This is a genomic window from Mesorhizobium sp. CA15 (assembly GCF_020165215.1).
In the GTDB taxonomy this organism is placed as follows: domain Bacteria; phylum Pseudomonadota; class Alphaproteobacteria; order Rhizobiales; family Rhizobiaceae; genus Mesorhizobium.
Genome location: NZ_JAIUHQ010000021.1, coordinates 62421 through 85744, shown reverse-complemented (window position 1 = coordinate 85744; position 23324 = coordinate 62421). Strand labels below are relative to the sequence as shown.

The 23324-nt window shown below is 65.2% G+C and carries 22 protein-coding genes; 16 read left to right on the top strand and 6 right to left on the bottom strand.

From position 1 onward, the window contains the following. The first annotated feature begins 187 nt into the window (after positions 1 to 187). The 9 genes from LB515_RS25180 to LB515_RS25140 all read left to right on the top strand — a co-directional run bounded on the left by LB515_RS25180 (position 188) and on the right by LB515_RS25140 (position 8821). On the top strand, positions 188 to 559 hold the full coding sequence (locus LB515_RS25180; RefSeq protein ID WP_224709309.1) for an endonuclease domain-containing protein: 372 nt from the start codon (positions 188 to 190) through the stop codon (positions 557 to 559). Between the two features lie 201 nt (positions 560 to 760). After that, positions 761 to 1132: a hypothetical protein gene (locus LB515_RS25175; protein WP_140845363.1), complete on the top strand. Its 372-nt coding sequence runs from the start codon at positions 761 to 763 to the stop codon at positions 1130 to 1132. Positions 1133 to 1258: 126 nt separating this feature from the next. Beyond that, positions 1259 to 1630: an endonuclease domain-containing protein gene (locus LB515_RS25170; protein WP_224709308.1), complete on the top strand. Its 372-nt coding sequence runs from the start codon at positions 1259 to 1261 to the stop codon at positions 1628 to 1630. A gap of 242 nt (positions 1631 to 1872) precedes the next feature. Further along, positions 1873 to 2499 (top strand): CDGSH iron-sulfur domain-containing protein, encoded by a 627-nt coding sequence (locus LB515_RS25165; protein ID WP_224709307.1) that lies wholly within the window; start codon positions 1873 to 1875, stop codon positions 2497 to 2499. Between the two features lie 53 nt (positions 2500 to 2552). After that, the gene (locus LB515_RS25160; RefSeq protein ID WP_224709306.1) at positions 2553 to 2855 is read left to right on the top strand and encodes a cupredoxin family copper-binding protein; all 303 of its coding nucleotides are present in this window, start codon (positions 2553 to 2555) and stop codon (positions 2853 to 2855) included. A gap of 326 nt (positions 2856 to 3181) precedes the next feature. Beyond that, positions 3182 to 5203: a hydantoinase/oxoprolinase family protein gene (locus LB515_RS25155; RefSeq protein WP_224709305.1), complete on the top strand. Its 2022-nt coding sequence runs from the start codon at positions 3182 to 3184 to the stop codon at positions 5201 to 5203. A gap of 125 nt (positions 5204 to 5328) precedes the next feature. Further along, the gene (locus LB515_RS25150) at positions 5329 to 7497 is read left to right on the top strand and encodes a malate synthase G (protein WP_224709304.1); all 2169 of its coding nucleotides are present in this window, start codon (positions 5329 to 5331) and stop codon (positions 7495 to 7497) included. Between the two features lie 124 nt (positions 7498 to 7621). Next, positions 7622 to 8203 (top strand): DUF308 domain-containing protein, encoded by a 582-nt coding sequence (locus LB515_RS25145; RefSeq protein ID WP_224709303.1) that lies wholly within the window; start codon positions 7622 to 7624, stop codon positions 8201 to 8203. Between the two features lie 30 nt (positions 8204 to 8233). Next, positions 8234 to 8821, top strand: a complete 588-nt coding sequence (locus LB515_RS25140) for a TetR/AcrR family transcriptional regulator (protein ID WP_224709314.1) — start codon at positions 8234 to 8236, stop codon at positions 8819 to 8821. Positions 8822 to 8850: 29 nt separating this feature from the next. Here LB515_RS25140 and LB515_RS25135 read toward each other — a convergent pair whose 3' ends face one another. The 5 genes from LB515_RS25135 to LB515_RS25115 all read right to left on the bottom strand — a co-directional run bounded on the left by LB515_RS25135 (position 8851) and on the right by LB515_RS25115 (position 14176). Continuing rightward, positions 8851 to 10380, bottom strand: a complete 1530-nt coding sequence (locus tag LB515_RS25135; RefSeq protein ID WP_140845292.1) for a YifB family Mg chelatase-like AAA ATPase — start codon at positions 10378 to 10380, stop codon at positions 8851 to 8853. A 251-nt stretch (positions 10381 to 10631) separates the two neighbouring features. Then, positions 10632 to 11384, bottom strand: coding sequence for a glycosyltransferase (locus LB515_RS25130; RefSeq protein WP_224709302.1), 753 nt, complete (start codon positions 11382 to 11384; stop codon positions 10632 to 10634). A gap of 379 nt (positions 11385 to 11763) precedes the next feature. Continuing rightward, a complete protein-coding gene (gene gshB / locus LB515_RS25125; protein WP_224709301.1) occupies positions 11764 to 12717 on the bottom strand; it encodes a glutathione synthase in 954 nt (317 codons plus the stop codon). 80 nt (positions 12718 to 12797) lie between these two features. Beyond that, positions 12798 to 13172 (bottom strand): GtrA family protein, encoded by a 375-nt coding sequence (locus LB515_RS25120; RefSeq protein ID WP_224709300.1) that lies wholly within the window; start codon positions 13170 to 13172, stop codon positions 12798 to 12800. Beyond that, entirely contained in the window at positions 13172 to 14176 is a 1005-nt protein-coding gene (locus LB515_RS25115; RefSeq protein WP_224709299.1) for a glycosyltransferase, read from the bottom strand. Before LB515_RS25115 ends, LB515_RS25120 begins: the two co-directional genes overlap by 1 nt. A 128-nt stretch (positions 14177 to 14304) precedes the next feature. Here LB515_RS25115 and LB515_RS25110 point away from each other — a divergent pair, with 128 nt between their 5' ends. From LB515_RS25110 to LB515_RS25080, 7 genes are all read left to right on the top strand, one after another. Then, positions 14305 to 16098: a GtrA family protein gene (locus LB515_RS25110; protein ID WP_224709298.1), complete on the top strand. Its 1794-nt coding sequence runs from the start codon at positions 14305 to 14307 to the stop codon at positions 16096 to 16098. A 246-nt stretch (positions 16099 to 16344) separates the two neighbouring features. Next, positions 16345 to 17694: a putative bifunctional diguanylate cyclase/phosphodiesterase gene (locus tag LB515_RS25105; RefSeq protein WP_140635945.1), complete on the top strand. Its 1350-nt coding sequence runs from the start codon at positions 16345 to 16347 to the stop codon at positions 17692 to 17694. Between the two features lie 272 nt (positions 17695 to 17966). After that, a complete protein-coding gene (locus tag LB515_RS25100) occupies positions 17967 to 18734 on the top strand; it encodes an SDR family NAD(P)-dependent oxidoreductase (protein ID WP_140845298.1) in 768 nt (255 codons plus the stop codon). After that, positions 18731 to 19666 (top strand): 2-dehydro-3-deoxygalactonokinase, encoded by a 936-nt coding sequence (locus LB515_RS25095; RefSeq protein WP_224709297.1) that lies wholly within the window; start codon positions 18731 to 18733, stop codon positions 19664 to 19666. The genes LB515_RS25100 and LB515_RS25095 overlap by 4 nt, the downstream gene beginning before the upstream one ends. Then, a complete protein-coding gene (locus LB515_RS25090; RefSeq protein ID WP_224709296.1) occupies positions 19663 to 20301 on the top strand; it encodes a 2-dehydro-3-deoxy-6-phosphogalactonate aldolase in 639 nt (212 codons plus the stop codon). Before LB515_RS25095 ends, LB515_RS25090 begins: the two co-directional genes overlap by 4 nt. After that, on the top strand, positions 20301 to 21173 hold the full coding sequence (locus tag LB515_RS25085; protein ID WP_140845301.1) for an SMP-30/gluconolactonase/LRE family protein: 873 nt from the start codon (positions 20301 to 20303) through the stop codon (positions 21171 to 21173). Before LB515_RS25090 ends, LB515_RS25085 begins: the two co-directional genes overlap by 1 nt. Positions 21174 to 21706: 533 nt before the next feature. Further along, positions 21707 to 22759, top strand: coding sequence for a D-alanine:D-lactate ligase-like protein (locus LB515_RS25080; RefSeq protein WP_224709295.1), 1053 nt, complete (start codon positions 21707 to 21709; stop codon positions 22757 to 22759). A 253-nt stretch (positions 22760 to 23012) separates the two neighbouring features. On the opposite strand, the gene LB515_RS25075 is transcribed toward LB515_RS25080, so the two are convergent. After that, entirely contained in the window at positions 23013 to 23300 is a 288-nt protein-coding gene (locus LB515_RS25075) for a DUF1330 domain-containing protein (protein WP_095769448.1), read from the bottom strand. Positions 23301 to 23324: the final 24 nt, after the last annotated feature.

Sequence of the window (23324 nt, the reverse complement as noted above, 5' to 3'; positions counted from 1 at the left end):
CCTGCTGCTTCATCTGCACCGAGCATTCCACCGAGACGGTGGATCTGGCCGAGTAGCGGGGCGCTTCCCCTTCTCCCCCTGTGGGAGAAGGTGGCTCGGCGCGCAGCGGCGAGACGGATGAGGGGTGCTCCAGCGGAGTGAGGCGCCGGATATTTGAGCGGGCACCAACATTGGCTAATCTTCCGCCATGCCGCACCAACCCGTAACCCCGGCCAAACGCAATTTCGCCCGGTCGATGCGCCGCGAGCCGACAGAGGCGGAAGACCGCTTATGGCACGAATTGCGCGGCCGGCGACTGGACAATATCAAGTTCAAGCGGCAGGTGCCGATAGGCAGGTTCGTCGCGGATTTCCTCTGCGCCGAGGCAAAACTCATCGTCGAAATCGACGGCAGCCAGCATGCGGAGTCGCTCCGTGATCTGGAGCGCGACGCCGCATTGACGGCGAGAGGCTTTCGCGTGCTGCGGTTCTGGAACGATGATGTGCTGAAAGAGCTGGATGCGGTCTGCGATACCATTATTGCGTATGTGAAAGATAAGAGTTTGCAGCCCTGGCGGTGATGCCACCGGGCGTCTTCGCCAAGCTGGAACACCCCTCATCCGTCTCGGCGCTGCGCGCCGAGCCACCTTCTCCCACAAGGGGAGAAGGGGAAGTCCCCCAAATTGCGTCAGCCATTTTCGCCGCCGCCCCTTGGCATATGCGCCCGCCATGTCATCATCCAACCATCGGCCGTGGGGGCCGATTCGACCTCGGGGGTTCTCATGTCTTCCACCTTCGCGCGCCGCGTTGCCGCCGCGCTTTCGCTTGCCGTCCTCATCGCGCCCGCCGCTCACGCCGGCGACGTCACCTTCCAGATCAAGAACAATCATCCCAACGCCATGCGCGTCGAGCTCTACAGCCAGGACCGCGACTATGTCTGGCCGGGCGAGGGCAAGGATTTCTATCTCGACGACGGCGAGACCAAGCAATTGCCGATCTCGTGCAACGAGGGCGAGAAGATCTGCTACGGCGCCTGGGTCGACGGCGATGAAGAAACCTATTGGGGCGTCGGCCCCAACAACAAGGAAACCTGCGAGGACTGCTGCTACACTTGCAGCGGCGGCCAGACCGAGGAGATCGACCTGGAGGAGTAGCTCTTCTCCTTCTCCCCTTGTGGGAGAAGGTGGATCGGCGCGCAGTGCCGAGACGGATGAGGGGTGCTCCAGCTGAGTGAGACGCCGGATATTTGAGCCATCACCTACATCGGCCAGTCTTCTGCCATGCCCCACCAACCCGTAACCCCGGCCAAAAGGAATTTCGCTCGGTCGATGCGCCGTGAGTCGACCGACGCGGAGGACCGTCTATGGCAGGAATTGCGCGGTCGTCGTCGCGACAACATCAAATTTAGGCGGCAAGTGCCGATTGGTCGGTTCGTGGCGGATTTCCTTTGCGCCGAGGCCAAGCTCGTCGTTGAGATTGACGGCAGCCAGCATGCGGAATCGCGCCATGACCAGGAACGCGATGCCGAGCTGAAAGTCAGGGGCTTTCGCGTGCTGCGGTTCTGGAACGACGATGTGCTGAAGGATTTGGATGCGGTCTGCGACACCATCATTGCCTATGTGAGGGATGAGAGTCTGCAACCCTGGCGGTAGCGGTGCATCGGCGTTCCTGCCAAGCTGGAGCACCCCTCATCCGTCTCGGCGCTGCGTGCCGAGCCACCACCCGGCCCTTCGCAGGCTCAGGGCGTTCGAAGCTCGAAAAGCCAAGCAATTGGCTTTTCGTCCGCTAACGCGGACCGCTTCTCACCCCACAAAGGGAGAAGGGGAGTTCATTCTTGACGCCCCTCTCACCATCGCCCTAGCCTCGTCTCAACCCAACAGGAGACCCCACCCACATGGCAGGCACGGTCGAAGGCGAGAAGATCGACGTTTCCTTCAGCGGCAAGCGCTGCATCCATTCGCGCAATTGCGTGCTCGGCAACCCGCATGTCTTCGTGCCCAACGCGCCGGGCGAGTGGATCCACCCTGACGCGGCCAGCGTCGAGCAGGTCGTGGCGCTGGCGGAAAACTGCCCCTCGGGCGCCATCACCTACAGCCGCAAGGATGGCGGACCGCAGGAGAGGCCGCCGGTGGTCAACACCGTGCGGTTGCGCGAGAACGGGCCGCTGGCCGTGCATGCCGAGATCGTGCTCGGCGAGGAATCCTTGTTCCGCGCCACGCTCTGCCGCTGCGGCCTGTCGCAGAACAAGCCGTTCTGCGACAACAGCCACATCAAGGCCGGATTCACCGCCACAGGCGAGCCGCCGCTGAAGGAAGCGCAGGTGCTGGAGGCGCGGGACGGCCCACTGACGGTCACGCCTACCGTCAACGGCCCGCTCAAGGTTGAAGGCAATGCGGAGATCGTCACCGGCACCGGGCATACCATCGCGCGGACCACCAAGGTTTTCCTCTGCCGCTGCGGGCATTCGGCCAACAAGCCGTTTTGCGACGGGTCGCATAAAAGAGTGGGGTTCGTGGCATGACAAACGCCGCGCCCGCCTTAGCTTAGGGGGAGGACTCTCAGGAGGAATCCACCATGCGCACCATGCTCGCCCTTGCCTTGCTTGCCGTCGCAATGCCCGCCTTCGCCGCAAACCACGCGGTTGAGATCAAGGACATGAAATTTCACCCGGCCAAGATCAGTGTCGCCGTTGGCGACACGGTGACCTTTACCAACGCCGATTCCAAGACGCACACCGCCACGGCGGATGACGGCTCCTTCGATACCGGCCAACTCGCCAAGGGCAAACGCGCCAAGGTCAAGATATCGGCCGCCGGCGCGCATCCGTTCCATTGTGCGATCCACAGCTCGATGACGGGCACCGTCACGGCGAAATAGGAAACGCCGGCGCTTGAAAGACTGCTGCGCAGGCCGGCGCGAGGCCCCCCTCTCTGCCCTGCCGGGCATCTCCCCCTCAAGGGGGGAGATTGGCAGCTTGGACGCCGGCGCCCCTTTGCGACGTTGGCGATTGGCGAAAGCGCCGGCGACATCTGATCTCCCCCTTGAGGGGGAGATGGCCGGCAGGCCAGAGAGGGGGGCCTCGCGTCGACGTTTCCAATAAACCCCGGCGCCCCCCCTGGCCCATCCCTCCCTTCTTTATCCGCCAGCCTGTATCGGCTAAGGGCTTCGCAACAAAGCCCTCGACCCTGGACCGCCTCACAGAAATGACCGCCAAGCCTCCCCCTCTCTTCCTCGGCATCGACACCGGCGGCACCTACACCGACGCCGTGCTGTGGTCGGAGGAAGGCGGCCCGAAGGGCAAGGTGCTGGCCAAGGCGAAGTCGCTGACCACGCGCCATGACCTCGCCGTCGGTATTTCCGGCGCGGTCGACGCGGTGCTGGAACAATCCAGGACCGATCCTGCCTCGATCAAACTGGTTTCGATGTCGACGACGCTCGCCACCAACGCGCTGGTCGAGGGCCAAGGCGGGCGCGTGGCGCTGGTCATGATCGGCTTTTCGGAGGCGGACCTCGCGCGCGACGGGTTGAAGACGGCGCTTGGCACCGATCCGGTGGTGTTCTGCCCCGGCGGCCACGACGTGCATGGCAATGCGGCAAAACTGGACCTTTCCGGGCTCGAGGCGGCGCTGCCGGAGCTTGGGCGTTCGGTATCGGGCTTTGCCGTCTGCGCCTATTTCGCCACCCGCAATCCGGCGCATGAGCTGGCGGCCCGCGACCTCATCCGCGACAAGACCGGCCTGCCGGTTACCGCCAGCCACGAGCTTTCCGCCAAGCTCGGCGGCCCGCGCCGCGCGCTCACCACTTTGCTCAATGCTCGCCTGATCTCGATGATCGACCGGCTGGTGGCGGCGACCGAAGGGTTTCTCGCCAAGCGCGGCATCGCCGCGCCGCTGATGGTGGTGCGGGGCGACGGCGCGCTGGTGTCGGCAGCGTTTGCCCGCCAGCGGCCGATCGAGACGATCCTGTCCGGCCCGGCCGCCAGCTTGGTCGGCGCGCGCCACATGACCGGGCTGGACGACGCCATGGTTTCGGATATCGGCGGCACCACGACCGATGTCGCCGTGCTCGACGGCGGCCGGCCGCGCCTCGATCCCGAAGGCGCTACCGTCGGCGGCTTCCGCACCATGGTCGAGGCTGTCGCCATGCGCACCTTCGGCCTCGGCGGCGATTCCGAAGTGACGCTGGAAGACGGCGCGCTCGACCCAAAAATCCTGCTTGGGCCGCGCCGCCTGGTGCCGCTGGCGCTGTCCGGCATGGTGCATGGCGAGGCCGTGACTGTCGAACTGGAAAGACAGCTCCGCGCGCCGAACCCCGGCCGCATGGACGGGCGCTTTGCCCTGCGCACAGGCGTGCCGGACCGGCTCGCCGCCGGTCTCACCGGGCCGGAGGCGAAGCTTTACGAGACGATCGGCGCCACCCCGCTGGCGCTCGACCGGCTGCTCGCTTCCAACGCGCAGAACGCCACGCTGAACCGGCTGGTCGCGCGCGGTCTCGTGCATATCTCAGGCTTCACGCCGTCGGATGCCGCTCATGTCCTCGGCAAGCAGGCCAATTGGCACGCCGCCACCGCCCGGCTCGGCGCCGAGTTGTTCGCCCGCCGCCGCGACGGCCGCGGCCAGACCATCGCGGCGACGCCGGAGGAGATTTCGCAGCGCGTGCTCGTCACGCTGACCCGCTGGTCGGCCGAATATATTTTGGAGACCGCCTTCGCCGAGGACGGGCTGGACGGTGCCGCCACGGTGGCGCATGCGCTGGTGCAGCGCGCCGTCGACGCGCATCCCGGCATCGCCCGCTTCACCGTTGCGCTCGACCGCCCGGTCATCGGCCTCGGCGCCTCCGCGCCGCTGCATTATGCCGGCCTGCCGCCGCTGATCGGCAATGGCTGCATCGTGCCGGAAGACACGGATGTCGCCAACGCGCTCGGTGCCGTGGTCGGCCAGGTGCGCGTCTCGGCCGAAGCCCGCGTCAGCCAGCCCAAGGAGGGCCTTTTCCGGTTGGCGTCAGGGCAGACGGTGCGCGACTTCACCGAAGAGGACAAGGCGATTGAGGCGGCGCAAGCCGATGTGCGGGCGCTCGCCGCCGATCGCGCCAAGGACGCGGGCACCGACAGCGCCGAGATCCACGTTTCCACCGAGTTCAAGGTCTCGACCATCGAGGGCCAGCGCATGTTCATCGAGGCGCATGTGGTGGCCGTGGCGTCGGGACGGCCGCGGATTGCGGTCTAGCGCCTTTTCCTTCTCCCCTTGTGGGAGAAGGAAAAGGCCGCGCCCCTCTACACCCTAAGCTGAATTGACCCCGCAACCCCAAACATGCCAAACGCCCGGCAAGCCACCTATCTGGAGACGAGCAGATGACCGACCGCATCGAGATCGCCGGGTTGCGGATTGCCCGGGAGCTCCACGACTTCGTCGCCGAGGAGGCGGTAGTCGGCACCGGCATCGACGCGGAAGAATTCTGGACCGGCTTTTCGGCCATCGTCCACGACCTCGCGCCGAAGAACCGCGCGCTGCTGGCCAAACGCGACGCCATGCAGGAGAAGCTCGACTTCTGGTATCGCGAAAACGGCGCACCGCTCGACATGGAGGCCTACAAGACCTTCCTCAAGGAGATCGGCTATCTGGTGCCGGAAGGGCCGGCCTTCAGCGTCTCGACCGAGCATGTCGACCCCGAGATCGCCGTCGTTGCCGGGCCGCAGCTCGTGGTGCCGGTGATGAATGCGCGCTATGCGCTCAACGCCGCCAATGCGCGCTGGGGTTCGCTCTATGATGCGCTCTATGGCACCGACGCCATTGCCGAGACCGGCGGCGCCGAGAAGGGCAAGGGTTTCAATCCGGCGCGCGGCGCCAAGGTGATCGCCTGGGCCAAGGATTTCCTCGACCAGTCCGTGCCGCTGACCACAGGCAAATGGGCGGGCGTCAATGGGCTGTCGGTGGCGAATGGCGCGCTGAAAGCAGGCGAGGGTGCCGGCGCCACGACGCTTGCCGATCCAAGGCAGTTCGTCGGCTATCGCGGCGATGCCGCCACGCCGGAAGCGGTGCTTCTGGTCAAGAACGGACTGCATATCGAAATCGTGATCGACCGCGCCAACCAGATCGGCCGGACCGATCCGGCCGGCATCGCCGATGTCCTCCTCGAAGCCGCGTTGACCACCATCCAGGACTGCGAGGATTCGGTCGCCGCCGTCGATGCCGAGGATAAGGTCGTCGTCTACCGCAACTGGCTCGGCCTGATGAAGGGCGACCTCGCGGAAGAGATCGCCAAGGGCGGCAAGACTTTCGTTCGCAAGCTCAACCCGGACCGCACCTACACCTCGCGCGGCGGCGGCACGCTTACGCTGCCCGGCCGCTCGCTGATGCTGGTGCGCAATGTCGGCCACCTGATGACCAATCCGGCGATCCTGGATCGTGACGGCAACGAGGTGCCGGAAGGCATCATGGATGCGGCGATCACGGCGCTGATCGCGCTGCACGATGTCGGCCCGAACGGCCGCCGGATGAATTCCCGCGCCGGCTCTATGTATGTGGTGAAGCCCAAGATGCATGGGCCGGAGGAGGTCGCCTTCGCCGTCGAGATCTTTGATCGCGTCGAAGCGCTGCTCGGCATGACGAAGAACACCATCAAGATGGGCATCATGGACGAGGAGCGGCGCACCACCGTCAACCTCAAGGAAGCGATCCGCGCCGCGAAGGAACGCGTGGTGTTCATCAACACCGGCTTCCTCGACCGCACCGGCGACGAGATCCACACCTCGATGGAAGCCGGCCCGATGATCCGCAAAGGCGACATGAAGCAGGCCGCCTGGATTTCCGCCTATGAGGCCTGGAATGTCGACACCGGCCTGGAATGCGGGCTCGCCGGCCACGCCCAGATCGGCAAAGGCATGTGGGCGATGCCGGATCTGATGGCGGCGATGCTGGTTGAGAAGATCGCGCATCCCAAAGCCGGCGCCAACACCGCCTGGGTGCCGTCGCCGACGGCCGCCACGCTGCACGCCACGCACTATCACAAGGTCGACGTGCACGCCGTGCAGGCGGCGCTGAAGAGCCGGCCGAAGGCGAAGCTCGACGATATCCTGTCGGTGCCGGTCGCAAGCCGGCCGAACTGGACGCCGGACGAGATCCAGCGCGAGCTCGACAACAATGCGCAGGGCATTTTGGGCTATGTCGTGCGCTGGATCGACCAGGGCGTCGGCTGCTCGAAAGTGCCCGATATCAACGATGTCGGCCTGATGGAGGACCGCGCCACGCTGCGCATCTCCTCGCAGCACATCGCCAACTGGCTGCGCCACAAGGTGTGCTCGGAAATCCAGGTGAGGGACTCGCTGCAGCGCATGGCGGCCATCGTGGACCGCCAGAATGTCGGCGACCCGCTCTACCGCCCGATGGCGCCGGACTTCGACAATTCCATCGCCTTCCAGGCAGCCTGCGACCTGGTGTTCAAGGGGGCGGTCCAGCCCAACGGTTATACGGAGCCGGTGCTGCATAAGCGGCGGCTGGAGCTGAAGGCGCGCGAGCAGTAGCGCGGCGCAAGCGGGCGCCGATCACGTAAACGAGATATCGAGGTGATCGGCGACCGGCCCGCAAGGCATTGACGATTTTCAATCTACCTACTAGTTGGTAGGTAATTGAATGAAAGGAACTGTCATGCCTGCACGAATGAACCATGCCCAGTCCTCAAACGGCTGGCTCAAAAGCTACTATTTTCTGCGGTTTGCCGTGTCGGCGGCCTGGGTCGCGGTAGCCTTCACCGTCGCGAAGTCGGTTCCGACGCTCGCCGCGGTCATGCTGGTTGCCTATCCCCTCTGGGACGCGCTCGCGAACTATATCGACGCGCAGCGCAGCGGCGGCTTGGGCCGCAACAAGTCGCAGTTGCTTAATCTCGCCGTCAGCATCCTCACCGCGATCGCGGTTGCCATCGCGCTTGGCCGCAGCATGAATGCGGTGCTCGCAGTCTATGGGGTCTGGGCGGTCGTCTCCGGCGCGTTTCAGCTTCTCACCGCGGCGCGTCGCTGGAAGAGTAACGGCGCCCAATGGGCGATGATCCTGAGCGGCGCGCAATCGGCGCTGGCCGGCCTCTTTTTTGTCAAGATGGCGGGCAGCGCCGAGGCCATCGGCATCGCCAATGTCGCGCCCTATGCCGCTTTCGGCGCCTTCTACTTCCTCGTGTCCGCCGTGTGGCTGTCGGTCAGCGATATCCTTCGCAAGTCGCCGCAGGCCGTGCGTTGAGATTTCCTCCGCCGGAGGTTAGGCATGTCCATGGACAAGCCCTCGAACACCGCCGATGACATACTGGCCGCCGCGCGAAGCTTCATCGTCGCCGGCGGCTATAACGGGTTCAGCTACGCCGATATCGCCGACGTGGTCGGTATCCGCAAAGCCAGCATCCATCATCATTTCCCGAGCAAGGTCGACCTGGTGCAAAGCCTGGTCAGGCGCTACCTCGAGGATGCCGTGACGGGCATGACGGAGCTAGAGCGCAGTGTGCCTGCGCCGCCTCAGTTGCTGCGCACCTATGCCGACTTCTGGGCGCAGTGCATCGAGGATGCGAGCAGGCCGATGTGCGTCTGCGCGCTGCTTGCCAGCGAGCTTCCGGCCCTTCCGCCTGAGGTGGCCGCGGAGGTCCGGGCCTATTTCCGGTTTCTCTCGGGGTGGCTGACCGGCGTTATCGAGCGCGGCGCCGCGCAAGGCACATTGACGATCGCCGCCGCGCCGCGCGTCGAAGCGGAAGCCTTCATGGCGACCGTGCACGGGGCGATGATTTCCGCGCGGGCCTATGGCGATGGATCGAGCTTCGCCATGATTCTGGCACCGACGCTGCAGAAGCTGATCCCGGCGCAAGATTGAAGAGGGATAAAAGCCCGGCACGCTTGCGGTCACGCCGCCTGCGCCATGCGCTCCGCGCTCATCCGATAGGAGATCGCCTCTGCCAGATGGATGCGGCCGACGGTTTCGCTGGCGTCGAGGTCGGCCAGCGTGCGCGCCACCTTCAGCACGCGGTGATAGGCCCGCGCCGAAAAACCGAGCTTTTCGCTGGCGTCCTTGAGCAGCGTCAGCCCGGCGCTATCGGGCTTGGCGATCTCCTCGATAATCGACGGCGGGCAGTGCGCGTTGGTGGTGGCGCCCGCGCCCAGTCTTTCCAGCCGCTCGCGCTGCATGGCACGCGCACGCGCCACGCGCTGCGCCACCGAAGCGCTCGTCTCGGCCTTGTCCGGCCGGATCAAGTCGCTTGCCGAGACCGCCGGCACCTCGATCCTGAGGTCGATGCGGTCGAGCAGCGGGCCGGAAATGCGCGCCTGGTATTCGGTGCGGCAGCGGTCGCCGCGCAGGCAGCGATAGCCGGGCTCGCCCGACATGCCGCAGCGGCACGGATTCATCGCCGCCACCAGCTGGATGCGCGCCGGATAGGTGACGCGGTGGTTGGCGCGTGCGATCATGCAGTCGCCGGTTTCCAGCGGCTGGCGCAGCGCATCCAAGGTCTGCGGCGTGAATTCCGGCAACTCGTCGAGGAACAGCACGCCGTGATGGGCGAGCGAGACCTCGCCCGGACGTGCGCGCAGCCCGCCGCCCACCATCGCCGCCATCGAAGCCGAATGATGCGGGGCGCGGAACGGCCGCCGGTCGGTCAGCTTGCCTTCGCCGAGCTCGCCGGCGACGGAAGCGATCATCGACACTTCGAGCAGCTCCTTCGGCGCCAGCGGCGGCAGGATTGAGGGCAGGCGCTGCGCCAGCATCGACTTGCCCGAGCCGGGCGGCCCGACCATGAGAAGGTTGTGGCCGCCGGCGGCAGCCACTTCGACCGCCCGCTTGGCGCTCTCCTGGCCCTTGATGTCGGCGAGATCCGGCAGGTCGCGCGCGGCAAGCTGGATGCCGGCCTCGGGCCGCGACAGCACCTGCGTGCCGCGAAAATGGTTGGCGACGGCAATCAGGCTGCGCGGCGCAAGGATGTCGAAATCCTTGCCTGCCCAGGCCGCCTCCGGGCCGCAGGCGAAGGGACAGATCAGACCCTTGCTCTCCGCATTGGCGCCGATGGCCGCTGGCAGCGCGCCGGCAACGCCGGCGATGGTGCCGTCGAGCGACAATTCGCCAAGCACCACATAGCCGGCCAGCATATCGCCGGGGATGGCGCCGAGCGCCGCCATTAGGCCGAGCGCGATCGGCAGGTCGTAATGGCTGCCTTCCTTGGGCAGATCGGCCGGCGCGAGGTTCACCGTCACCTTCTTCGACGGCATCGACAGGCCCGACGCATGCAGCGCCGCCTGCACGCGCTCGCGGCTTTCGGCCACCGCCTTGTCCGGCAGGCCGACGATCTGCATGCCGACCTTGCCTGGCCCGACCATCACCTGGACATCGACCGGCAAAGCCTCGATGCCCTGGAAAGCGACCGTGCGAACCCGCGCTACCATTTATCCAAAACCCCCGGCCTCAACGCGCCCGTATCCACCATCGGGCCGCGAGCGCCTACAATGCAGACAACCATAGATTTTCGAAACAAGCAAGAACACTACAGGAACATCTATCCGCGAAGATGGCGGATTTCGGCCAAAGCTTCTTCTGGACTAAAAGGCCGAGGCGCGCCCAAGCAGCCGCTATCGCCGCGTGCTCTCGACCTGTTGAACAAGGCGAGCAGTCCCTCCGGCAATCGGGCTGTTGCCGTCTAGGCGGTGATGAAGGCATCGACCGTGCCTGAAAGCGATCGATCGATTGCGATGTGGGGTGGAAGCCACTCCATAACAGGATATCGGAAAGGCCAAGGCATGGCGAGCCGGCGCAAAGAGCCGCTTTCCAGAAAAATCTCATTTACAAGGTCCATGAACCGCCGGCGGTCTCGCTCAACTCGTTTCAAAGTTTGCGAACGAATATAAGCCCGGGGGATTCGTCGCTCCTTCAGCGCTAAGACAGCCTCCGCGATGGATCGAGGGTCGGGTGCAACTGTAAGCGAATATTCGTCATCGAGATAAAGGTCTCGACCACCATGGCTCGGGGTCGTGACAACAGGTAGCCCCGCGAGAAGATACTCTGTGCTGGCGAACATTGGTCCTTCTATTGCAGAGAGACAAATTCCCACGGCTGCACGATTTAGATGCATGTTCACATGAGCCGGCGCCAATCGAACAGGTTTGCCGGTGCTGTCAAACTCATTGATAAACACGTGACCCGGCGCGAGCTCCCTGTGGCGATTTACCCGCGCCCTTTCCGACTCCGTCGTGGATGACCCCACTGAATCACGATAAAAGACAAATGCACAACGCTCGATGCCAAGGGACAAGTCGTGGCGTTTCCACGAAGCCAGTTGCGCATTGTATATTGCATCAAATTCTACAGGGATGTCCTCGAGGGGCCTGAATATGTATTCGGAGGTTGTTGAAGTCTTGTTGTGCAGGACGGCGGCCTCACCGGACTGATTCAAGAGATCAGCCTCGGCTTGTGTGTTGGGTAGGAAGATTAGCGAGTGACGGGGGTTCCCAAGTCTATGCAGAACGGCATAGGTCCGGATCATTTTGACGCTGGAATTGTTTTCGATGGACCAGGTTGGCGAGATGAGAAACCAGGCACGGTGACTGCGTGGAAGGAGAGGCATGTGACTTGCCAATCCAAGGGGCGTACCGGACATTCCCGAATAGGATATGAACGGATCGTCCGACAGCAAACTTGCCTGAAGAGCAGGTTGCGACTTCGCGGAAGAGTACCACCCTTTCCGGAGATAGCGGCGATGACGCAACATTGCTCCGACAATCTCGGATACGGTAGGAGGCCGATATCCGTGCTGCAGAGTCAACATGCGGCAATTACGCGGCCGACTTCAGCCGCTTCCCCTCAACGCAATCCCAGAACAGGCTGGCGATGTCGGCGCCGCCAAAGCGCTGCACTTCGCGCACGCCGGTCGGCGAGGTGACGTTGATCTCGGTCATGTAGTCGCCGATCACGTCGATGCCGACGAGGATGAAGCCGCGCTCCCTGAGCGCCGGTCCGATGCGGGCGCAGATCTCGCGCTCGCGCTCGGTCAGCTCGGTCTTCTCGGCGCGGCCGCCGACATGCATGTTGGAGCGGGAATCGTGCTCGGCCGGCACGCGGTTGATGGCGCCGACCGGCTCGCCGTCGATCAGGATGATGCGCTTGTCGCCCTTGCGCACGTCCTTGAGATAGCGCTGCACGATATAGGGCTCGCGGAACAGCTGGCCGAACATTTCGAGCAGCGAGGCGAGATTGCGGTCGGCCTCGTGCAGATGGAAGATGCCGGCGCCGCCATTGCCGTAGAGCGGCTTGACGATGATGTCGCCGAACTCCTTGCGGAAGGCCGCCACTTCCTGGGGGTCTTTGGTGATCAGCGTTTCCGGCATCAGGTCCGAGAATTCGGTGACGAAGATCTTCTCCGGGCTGTTGCGCACCCAGGCTGGGTCGTTGACCACCAGCGTCTTCGGATGGATGCGCTCCAATATGTGCGTGGTGGTGATGTAATTCATGTCGAAGGGCGGGTCCTGGCGGAGCAGCACGATGTCCATCTCGGAGAGGTCGGTGCGCACCTTCTCGCCCAGCGCGTAATGGTTGCCCTTCTCGTCGCGCACCTGCATCTCCTCGACGCGCGCGAACACCTTGCCGCCCACCATCGACAGCCGGTCGGGCGTGTAGTGGAAAAGCTTGTGGCCGCGCCGCTGCGCCTCCAGCGAAAGCGCAAAGGAGGTGTCGCCGGCAATCGACACGGTGGAGACATGGTCCATCTGGACGGCGATCTTCAGCGGCATTTGCGGTCTCCGGGGAACTCAGACGCCCGATATAAGGAAATCGGCGGCGCCTGCCAATCGTGCTCGCTTGGTGCAGACGCTTAGCGGTCGAAGACCAGCCTGGAGTAGCCGAGGAAGGACAGCGCCATCGCGACGATCGAGGCAAAGGCCAGCGCCGCCAGCGGCGGCAGCGCCGGCAGGGCGAACAGGACGGCGCAATAGACCAGGTAATTGACGATGCTGGTCGCGATGCCGACGCTGCCATAACGCACGCCTTCCTGCGCGATGCCCCGGCTCGACGGCGCGAAGGTCAGATGGCGGTTGATCTGCCAGGTGACGCAGAGCGCGAAGCCGATCGACAGCAGGCGCGCCGCCATCGGGCCGAGCGGCGTGGCGGCAAGCAGCAGCCAGAGCGCCGCGGCGTCGGCGACGAAGCCGATGCCGCCGGCAAGGGCGAAGCGGACGAGGCGATCCACTATGCCGCCCGCGAGGCCTTGCCCGGTTCGCCCTTGGGCGAGGCCTGCCCGGATATCCCGCGCTCGGCGCGGCCGGAGGAAATCGACAGATAGAAGATGCGCTTCTGCTCGGCCCGGCCGCGCGAGACGGAATCGAGGATCAGCCCGGTCATCATCGACAGCATGGCCAACAGTAGCATGCCGATCGACAGCACCCAGGTCGGCATGCGCGGCACCAGCCCCGTCTGCGCGAACTCGACCAGTACCGGGATCATCAGGCCGATGCTGGCCGCCAGAAAGAACAGCGCGAACGTGCCGAAGAAGCGCAACGGCTGCGTCTCCTTCACCAGCATGGCGAACATCCACAGTATCCTGGCGCCGTCGCGGAAGGTCGACAGCTTCGACGACGAGCCTTCCGGGCGGCGGCCGTAATCGAGCGCCATCTCGCTCACCGGCAGCTTGAGCTGCGAGGCATGCACCGACATCTCGGTCTCGATCTCGAAGCCGCCGGAAACGGCCGGAAAGCTTTTGACGAAGCGGCGCGAAAAGACCCGGTAGCCGGAGAAGATATCGGTGAAGTCGGTCCCGAACAGACCCTTGTAGAGGCGGTTGAAGATGCGGTTGCCGAAAGCGTGGCCGTTGCGGCCGGCATCGTCGGCCACGCCGCGCCTGGTGCCCACCACCATGTCGGAGCGCTCGGTCTGCAGGACATTGATCAGCTGCGGCGCATCCTCCGGCGCATAGGTGCCGTCGCCGTCGGCCATAACATAGATGTCGGCGTCGATGTCGGCGAACATGCGCCGCACCACATTGCCCTTGCCCTGGCGCGGCTCGCGCACGACGACGGCGCCGGCGGCTCGGGCTTTCAGCGCCGTGAGGTCCTTGGAATTGTTGTCGTAAACATAGATCGCGGCCGAAGGCAGCGTCTCGCGGAAGCGCCGCACGACGTCGCCGATCGTCAGCTCCTCGTTGTAGCAAGGCAGGAGCACGGCGATGACCGGCTCGTGGCGGACTGCATGCGGCATGTCTGTCTCCGGACGCCCGATCCAGCCTCCGGCCGTGCTCATGCCGGCCCTGTCGAGCCGTTTTACTATTTATTGAAGCCGTTAAGGCTAGGTTTAAAACCGATCCTCTCCCGTCAAAGGCCACAGCAATGGGCACAGCCGAGACCGGCGCCGCCTGGAAGTCCGATCTGGCGCTGGCGCTGCTTGCCGCCCTGCTCGCATTCGCTATCGATGCATGGGCCGGGTTTGGCCAACTGACCGATGCCGGCGGCGACAACGACAATCTGCTGCGCCTCGTCGAGGTCCGCGACCTGCTCGCCGGCCAGGGCTGGTTCGACCTGCACCAATACCGGATGGGGCTGGAAGGCGGCTTCGTCATGCACTGGTCGCGGCTGGTCGACGCGCCGATCGCCGCCATCGCGCTTGCGGCCTCGGCGCTCACCGGCAGCAGGCCGCTTGGCGAGGACGTGGCGCAGGTGCTGTGGCCGGCGCTGCTCTTCTGGTCGACCTTGTTCTTCACCGCCCGCGCAGCGCGCAGCTTCGGCGGTGGCGGCGCGGTGCTGCCAGCCATCCTGATCGGCGCCGCCGGCTATTATTTCATCGGCATCTATGACCCCGGCGCGCTCGACCACCACAACGCCCAGCTGATGCTGACCATGGCGAGCCTCGCTTTGCTGCTCGAGGCGCCCTCCCGACGCTGGGCCGCATTCTTGTCCGGCCTCTGCGCGGCGCTGACGCTCGCCGTCGGCATGGAAACCGTGCCCTATGTCGCCACTATCGGCGTGTGCGTGGCGCTGCTGTTCGTCGCCGATCCAGGCGGCGAACGTGCGATCGCCCGGGATTTCGGCCTCGGCTTCGCCGGTGTCGCGGCGCTTGTCTTCGCCGTCACCGTTCCGCCTTCCGCATGGGGCGTGGCGCAGTGCGACGCCTTCTCGGTCGCGCAGTTCGTCGTCGCGGCCATCGCCGGCGTGGGGCTTGCCGCAATCGCCTTCATTGAGCCTGCCGCCGGCAGCTGGCGGCGCAGGCTGGGGTCGCTTGCGCTTCTGGGGGTCGTGCTCGGCGTGGTCGTGGCGGTGCTGTTCCCGCAATGCCTCTCCGCGCCTTATGCCTCCCTCGATCCGCGCCTCAAGGAACTGTGGCTCGACCATATCGACGAGGCCCAGTCGCTGTTCGCGCTGCTTGTCCGCGATCCGGCGCGCGTGGCGGCGCGTTACGCGACGCCGCTGGTCGCGATCGTCCTGATGGTACGGCACTTGCGCCGCGGCGGCTGGCGGCGGCAGGACAGCCTCGTTGCGGCCCTGCTCGTCGTCGCCTTCGCGGTCGGCGCCTGGCAGGTGCGCGGCACCACCTTCTCGATCGCCTTTGCCGTCGTTCCGTTGTCGGCCTGGATCGCAAAATGGCGGGCGCGGGCCGAAGCCAGCTCCTCGCTCGGCGTGGCGCTGCGCCTTGCGGCCGTCTGGCTGGTCTCGATCAACCCGGTCTGGACGGGCGTCGCCGCGGCCGCCTCGGTGGCGTTCGAGAGAGGCAAGCCCGTCGCCGACGGCGGCGCCTCGGACATGACTTGCCAGAAGAAGGCCAGTTTTGCGCCACTCGGCGGCATGGCCGATACCACCGTGCTGACGATCTCCAATCTCGGAGCGCCGGTCCTCGCTTATAGCGGCCATCGCGTTTTCGCCGGCCCCTATCATCGCAACGTCGCCGGCAATCTCCTGGCGCTGGACGCCTTTCTCGGCTCGGCCGATGACGCGCGGGCAATCGTCGAGGCGCATCGCGTCGGCCTCGTCGCCATCTGCCCCGGCAATGTCGAGACCCTGATCCTGACCCGGAAGGCGCCGCAGGGTTTCCTTGCCGGCCTGCTGCGCGGCGCCGTGCCGGACTGGCTCGAGCCGATCGGCGAGAAAGGCAGCCCGATCGAGCTCTATCGCCTAAAGCAAGCTGGCTAAAGCAATTCCTGAAGGTGCGAAGCGGCGTTTGCTGCGCAATTGCATTCCAGAAGAGACCGTTCGATGCTCATATTAGCAATTATGCATAAACGAATATTGGAGGTTGGGCCGCCATTTCTTGTCCAAAGCTGAGCCGGCGACGTGCCAAGCAGCTTCTGGACGATGGAAAAATCGATTTTCCGATACTTTTCCTAAACGCTTTGCTGCCACTCTGGCCATAAATACCGACATCAGAACAGAGGCATGATGCAAACGACGTTTGGCACCGGCCAGCCAGGCAAGGAAAATACGGATCTGGCCTTCACGGATTCGTTGACCGGGCTCGGCAACCATCGTCGCTTCTTCGACAAGGTCGATCGCCTGATCAGCGACCGCGCCGACGATCCCGCGCCCTTTACCGTCGGCATCCTCGACCTCGATGGCTTCAAGCCGATCAACGACCTGTTCGGCCACAAGGCCGGCGACGACATCCTGATCCAGGTGGCGATGCGGCTGCGCGCTTCGATGGACGGCTATTCCACCGTCTGCCGCATCGGCGCCGACGAGTTCGCCTACCTCTATCCGATGGTGTTCTCGGAGGAGCAGGCGGCCGAGACGTCGCGCATGCTGATCGAGATATTGTCGGCGCCCTATGATGTCGGCGAGCGCACCGCAAGGCTTTCGGCCTCGGTCGGCTGCTCGCTGTTCTATTCCGGCGACGAGACCACCGAGATCCTTCTCAACAAGGCCGAGACTGCGCTCTATCACGCCAAGCGTTCGGGCCGCGGCCGCGTCGTCGTCTACACCCGCGAGATGGAAGAGGCGGCCAAGCGCGTCACCCGCATCGAGCAGGCGCTGCGCCGCGCCGTCTCGGCCGGCGAGGTCGAACCGCATTTCCAGCCGATCGTCGATTTGAGCAGCCGCCGCACCATCGGCTTCGAGACGCTGGCGCGCTGGACCGACCGCGACCTCGGCGTCGTGCCGCCATCCGTCTTCATCCCGATCGCCGAGGAACGCGGCATCATCGGCCCGCTGTCGCAGCTGGTGCTGCGCAAGGCGGCGGAGGCGGCGCGCAGCTGGCCGAAGGAGCTGTTCTTGTCCTTCAACCTGTCGCCCTCGCAGCTCGTCGATCAGAACACCGGCCTGCATATCCTGGCCATCCTCGACCGCACCGGCTTCGATCCGCGCCGGCTGGAGATCGAGATTACCGAGACTGGCCTGATGAACGATCCGGCCTCGGCCGAGAAGATCGTCGAGGACCTGCGTCGCGTCGGCATCCGCGTCTCGCTCGACGATTTCGGCACCGGCCAGTCGTCGCTCGGCCGCCTGCGCGAGTTCCATTTCGACAAGCTCAAGATCGACCGCGCCTTCGTCTCCTCCATCCTCGACGACCGGCCGTCGGAGCACATCATCCGCGCCATCCTCGCCATGTGCGAAGGGCTCGGCATGGATGTCGTCGCCGAAGGCATCGAGGACGAAGCGCAGGCCGACCGCCTCGTCCAGTTCGGCTGCGCCGGCGGGCAGGGCTATCTGTTCGGCAAGCCGGCCGATGCCGACGCCACGCTCGGCTATCTGCGCGATTCCTATCGCGGCGCGCTGCACGCCAAGGCGATCTGACAAGGTCTGTTGGTATTCAGGCGAGGCCGGTTTGCAAATGGCGGTCTCCTGCGCTTCCGGTGCTCACGTACTTTAAGTACGCCCCGCTCGGGTTCTCGGAACCCACCATTTTCGATTCGGCCTGACCTGAATCTCAACAAACCTTGAGCTGCTTCCGGGAGGCGGAGGTGCAGACCTCATTTGTCGGACATAAGCTACCGAAACCGCCATTTCGTCCTTGCTCCCGGGCCCGGCGTGGCTAGGATGCGCGCCGGCAAACGAGAGAACAGATCATGATGCCATCGGCGCGTTTCGCCGACCTCGACGGCGCCTCGGTGCTGATCACCGGCGGCGGTTCCGGCATTGGTGCTGCGCTCACCGAAGGCTTTATGCGGCAGGGCGCCAAGGTCGCTTTCATCGACATCGCCGACAAGCCAAGCACCGCCCTTGCCGACCGGCTGGAGAAGGAGCTCGGCCGCCGCCCGCTCTACCTCAGCGCCGACCTGCGCGACGTCGACGCGCTGCGCGCCGCCGCCGCGAAGGCGGCCAAGGCGCATGGCGACGTCACGGTGCTGGTCAACAATGCCGCGCTCGACGAGCGTCACGCAGTGGAAGACGTCACCGTCGAATTCTGGGACAACAACCTTGCGATCAACCTGCGCCCGCATTTCTTCACCGCCCAGGCCGTGGCGCCGGGCATGAAGCGCGCCGGCGGCGGCTCGATCATCAACTTCACCTCCACCTCCTATCTGATCAACCACCCCGATATGCCGGCCTACACCGCGGCCAAGGCGGGCATCCTCGGCCTGACCAAGGGCCTCGCCGGCAAGCTCGGCGCCGACCGAATCCGCGTCAACGCGGTGGCGCCAGGCTGGGTCATCACCGAACGGCAACGCAAGCTCTGGGTCACTGACGAGGCGCTCGCCGCCCATGTCGCCAAGCAGTGCATCAAGGATGTCATGCAGCCCGACGACATGGTGGGCACGGTGCTGTTCCTGGCGTCGGACGCCTCGCGCATGCTGACTGCCCAGATGCTGATCGTCGATGGAGGCTTCCTGTGAGCCCGGCACCAGCGGTCGCTGCGCTCGACTGGGGCACGACCAGGCTCAGGGCTTGGCTGCTCGACGGCTCGGGCAAGGTGCTTGCCGAGCGGCGCGGCGATGACGGGTTGATCACCGCCCGCGAAAAAGGTTTTGCCAAGGTGCTGGAAGGCCATCTTGCCGCCATGGGCGCGCCGGAGGCGCTGCCGGTCATCATCTGCGGCATGGCCGGTTCCCGGCAGGGCTGGATCGAGGCGCCTTACGTCACCGTGCCGGCGCCGATCGGCGCGATCTTGCGCGGCGCCGCCCGCATCGAGGGCTCGGGCCGCGACATTCGCATCGTCCCCGGCCTCGCCCAGCGCCTGGCCGACGCGCCGGACGTCATGCGCGGCGAGGAAACCCAGCTTGCCGGCGCCGGTTTGCCGGCAAAGGGCCGCCACCTCGTCTGCATGCCCGGCACGCATTCGAAATGGGTCGCGGTCGCGGACGGCGCGGTCACGGGCTTCGGCACCTGGCCGACCGGCGAATTGTTCTCCGTGCTGGCAACGCACTCGATCCTGAAACATTCGCTGGGCGAGCATCCTGCTCCGGTTGCCGCGGGCAGCCCGTTCTTCCGTCAGTGGTGCGAGCGGGCTTTGGGCGAAGGCGGCGACGTCACCTCGAAACTGTTTGCCATCCGCGCCGCCGGGCTTCTGCAGGATCTGCAGCCCACTGACGCGGCGGCCTGCCTGTCCGGCCTTCTGATCGGCGGCGAGATCGCCTCGGCAAGGCGCCGCTATGGCGCCAGCGATGCACCGGTGGCGCTGATCGCCTCCGGCGCACTGGCCGAGCTTTATGGCACAGCGCTCGACCTCGCCGGCCTTGCCTTTCGCCGCGTGGACGCCGATGAAGCGGTGCGCGCCGGCCTCGTCGAGGCCGCGCGCGAGAACGGCATGATTGGAGGCGCTTCATGAGCCAGACCGCACCCTTCCCGAAGCTCAAGCGCGGCCTTGTCGCCATCCTGCGTGGCCTGAAGCCCTCCGAGGCGGTGGCGATCGGCCGGGCGGTCCACGACGCTGGCATCGAGGCGATCGAAGTGCCGCTCAATTCGCCGGAGCCGTTCGTCTCCATCGCCGATCTGGTCAAGGCGCTGCCGAAAAGCGCGCTGATCGGCGCCGGCACGGTGCTGACGGCGACGGACGTCGATGCCTTGCACAAGGCCGGCGGCAAGTTGCTGGTCAGCCCCAACATCGATGCCGAGGTCATGGGCCGCGCCATGCAATACGGCATGGTGACGATGCCGGGCGTGTTCACGCCGACCGAAGCCTTCCAGGCGATCCGCCTCGGCGCCTCGGCGCTGAAATTCTTCCCGGCAAGCGTGCTTGGATCGAGCGGCATCGCGGCGATCCGCGCCGTGCTGCCGGCAACGACGCTTGTCGGCGCCGTCGGCGGCGTTTCCGACAAGGATTTCGCCGGCTACAAAGCGGTCGGCGTCAGTATCTTCGGGCTGGGATCGAGCCTCTACAAGCCGGGCGCGAGCGTCGAGGACGTGGCGCAGCGCGCCCGCGCCGCGATCGCCGCCTGGGATGAAGCTTTCGGAGTGGCGTGATGAATGGCGTTTCGGTTTTTTCCGACCATATCTGCGAGCTCGGCGAGGGCCCGAGCTACGATCCCGCCACCGACACGCTGTTCTGGTTCGACATCGTCAACGGCAAGCTTCTGGAAAAGCCGCTCGCCGGCGCGCTGAAAGTGCATGATCTAGGCGTCATGGCCAGCGCCATCGCGGTCATCGACGCCGACCGGCAGCTCATTGCCACCGAAGTCGGCCTGCAAGTCCGGGACGTCAAGACCGGCAAGCTGACGCTGCACACGCCGATCGAGGCCGACAATCTGCTGACGCGCTCCAACGATTCGCGCGTTCATCCCTGCGGCGCCTTGTGGACCGGCACGATGGGCAAGGACGAGCAGAAGGGCGCCGGGTCGATCTACTGGTTCTTCAAGGGCGAATTGCGCCGGCTGTTTTCGGGCATCACAGTCTCGAATTCCATCTGCTTCTCGGAGGACGGCAAAATCGCCTACTACACCGACACCGCGACCGGGCTTCTGATGCGCGTTGCCTGCGATCCGGCGACCGGCCTGCCGGCCGGCGAAGTGAAAGTGTTCGTCGATCATCGCTCCTCGAAAGGCTATGTCGACGGTTCGGTCGTCGACCGCGACGGCGTGTTGTGGAATGCCGTCTGGGGCGGCAAGGCGGTTAAGGCCTATGCGCCAGACGGCACGCTGTTGCGCGAGATCGCCATGCCGGTGACGCAGGCCTCCTGCCCCGCTTTTGTCGGTTCAAAGGCCGACCGGCTGGCGGTGACCTCCGCCTGGAAAGGCAAGGACGAGAAGCAGCGCGCGCTCGACCCGCAGGCCGGCATGACCTTCCTGCTCGACATTCCAGTCAAGGGGCGCTTCGAGCCGCGCGTGCTGATCGCATAATTCCTCGACACAGGGGTTTTGAAAGCGTCCTGGTTGTCGGCAGGCAAGGTTTTACCGTTCATTCCATGAAATCAGCGCAAACCCTGGAGATTGGCCGAAGCCTCTCAAACTCGTCATTCCAGGGCGAAGCAGCGCGAAGCGGCGTCGCGCAGACCCTGGAATCCATTCCGTGACCTGAGCTGTGGAGTGCAGCGGAGCAGAATTCTGCACCGTGAGCGGCGCTTCGACGTAACGGAATGGATCCTCGGGTCTGCGCGCGTCGCTTCGCTCCTTGCTCCGCCCGTGGATGACGACCGTGATGGGGATTTCGGCTAATCTCCAAGGCCGCTCCCCAAGGCAAACATAGCCCGCGGTCAAATCCGTGCTGGGGTATTGGGAGCAATCTTCGCCGGAGTGTTCCATCCGGAATTGCATCAAGACAAGAGATGCGGCGGCCGGCTTACTGTCGCGCAATCGCCTCGGTTCGGTCGGTTTCCCGCAAGCCGGCCACTTCGGGCATGCGATGGTACGCGCCTGATTTCCCGGAGCTTTCGATGCCGCAGCCGACCTTGATCCTTGTCTACGAACCGGAAAAGGCCTGTTTCGACCGGCTGGTCGCCCAGGGTTGTCCAGCGGAGCGCGCCATCGAGATCTCGTCCTATCTGGCGCAGTCGACCGACCTTGCGCCGGAGTTCGGCCAGCTTGCCGAGGCTTGCGAAAGGCGCGGCCTCGCCTTCAAGCCTGTCGAGCTCGACGACGCGGCGCCGGTTCTGGCGGAGGCCGATCCGGCAACGACGCTGGTCTGGACGCTCACCGACGGTATCGCCTACTTCCGTGGCGGCGCAGCACCTGCGCTGGCGCGGCTAAAGGGGCTGCGCACCATCGGCGCCGACGATTCGCTGTTCGCGCTCTGCCAGGACAAGCTGCGTTCCGGCGCCGTGCTCGGCGCGCTCGGCCTGCCGGCGCCGCAGGCCGGCCTTGCGCGCAACGGCGAATGGCTGGTCGAGCCACCGGCCTCGCCCAAAGGCTGGTTCGTGAAACCCAACCGGCTCGGCGCCAAGATCGGCATCTGGCCGGATTCGCGCACCGCCGATCTCGGCCATGCGCTGGAGCTTAGCCGGCGTATTTTTTCGCATTACCGCGACGATGTCGTCGTCCAGCCCTATGTCGCCGGCCGCAACGTGCGGGCGAGCTTCCTCGGGCTCAAACAGGAAACCGGCACGGACGCGCTCGGCATCGTTTTTGTCGATTCCGGCGGCGATTTCCAGACCATGGCCGACTCGATGGCGCTCTATGGCGACACCGGCCAGGCGGCGAAGGATGCCGGCACCTATGCCGAGCCGGAGCTCGAGGCCGTCGGCGCGAGTCAGCCGGAGGCGGACCGAAGAATCCGCGCCATCGCGCAGAAACTGATAAGCGCTCTTGGGCTGCGGGATGTCTTTTCCGTCGATTTCAGGGTCGAGGCCGACGACACCGTCCATCTCATCGAGTTCGAAGTCTGCCCCGGCCTGCCTTGCTTCGATTTCCGCGACTATTGCCGCAAGCAGTGGGGGATGAGCCTTGCGGACGCGATGGCGGAGACGGCTGGCAACCGGCTCTTGGGTTAACAGGTCGACGTTATGACATTCACGATTGGCTGAGCCCTAACGACTTCGTCATTCCAGGGCGGAGCAAGGAGCGAAGCGACGCGCGCAGACCCTGGAATCCATGCCGCTACCTTGGCCACGGAGTGCAGCGGAGCAGAATTCTGGACCGTAGCGGCGCGTTGAAGTCACGGCCTGGATCCTCGGGTCTGCGCTGCGTCGCTACGCTCCTTGCTCCGCCCGTGGATGACGACGAGATCTGCCTGCTTCGCCGAACCTAGACGCCCTCGACCAGCACGATCTCGCCATCGGCGACTTTCTGGCGGATGGCGGCGGCGCGCTGGTATTCCGGCGAGTGGTAGCAGTCATGCGCCACGGCCAGCGATTCGAACTCGATGATGACGTTGCGGGCGCGCCCCGGCCCTTCGGCCTTTTCGTGCTCGCCGCCGCGCGCCAGGAACTTCGCGCCGAAGCGGTCGAAGGCGAGCTTCGCGGCGGCGACATAGTCCTTGTAGCCCTCGGCGTCGCGCACATCGACACGGGCGATCCAATATCCCTTCGGCATTCTTTTTCTCCTGTTTGTTTTTCG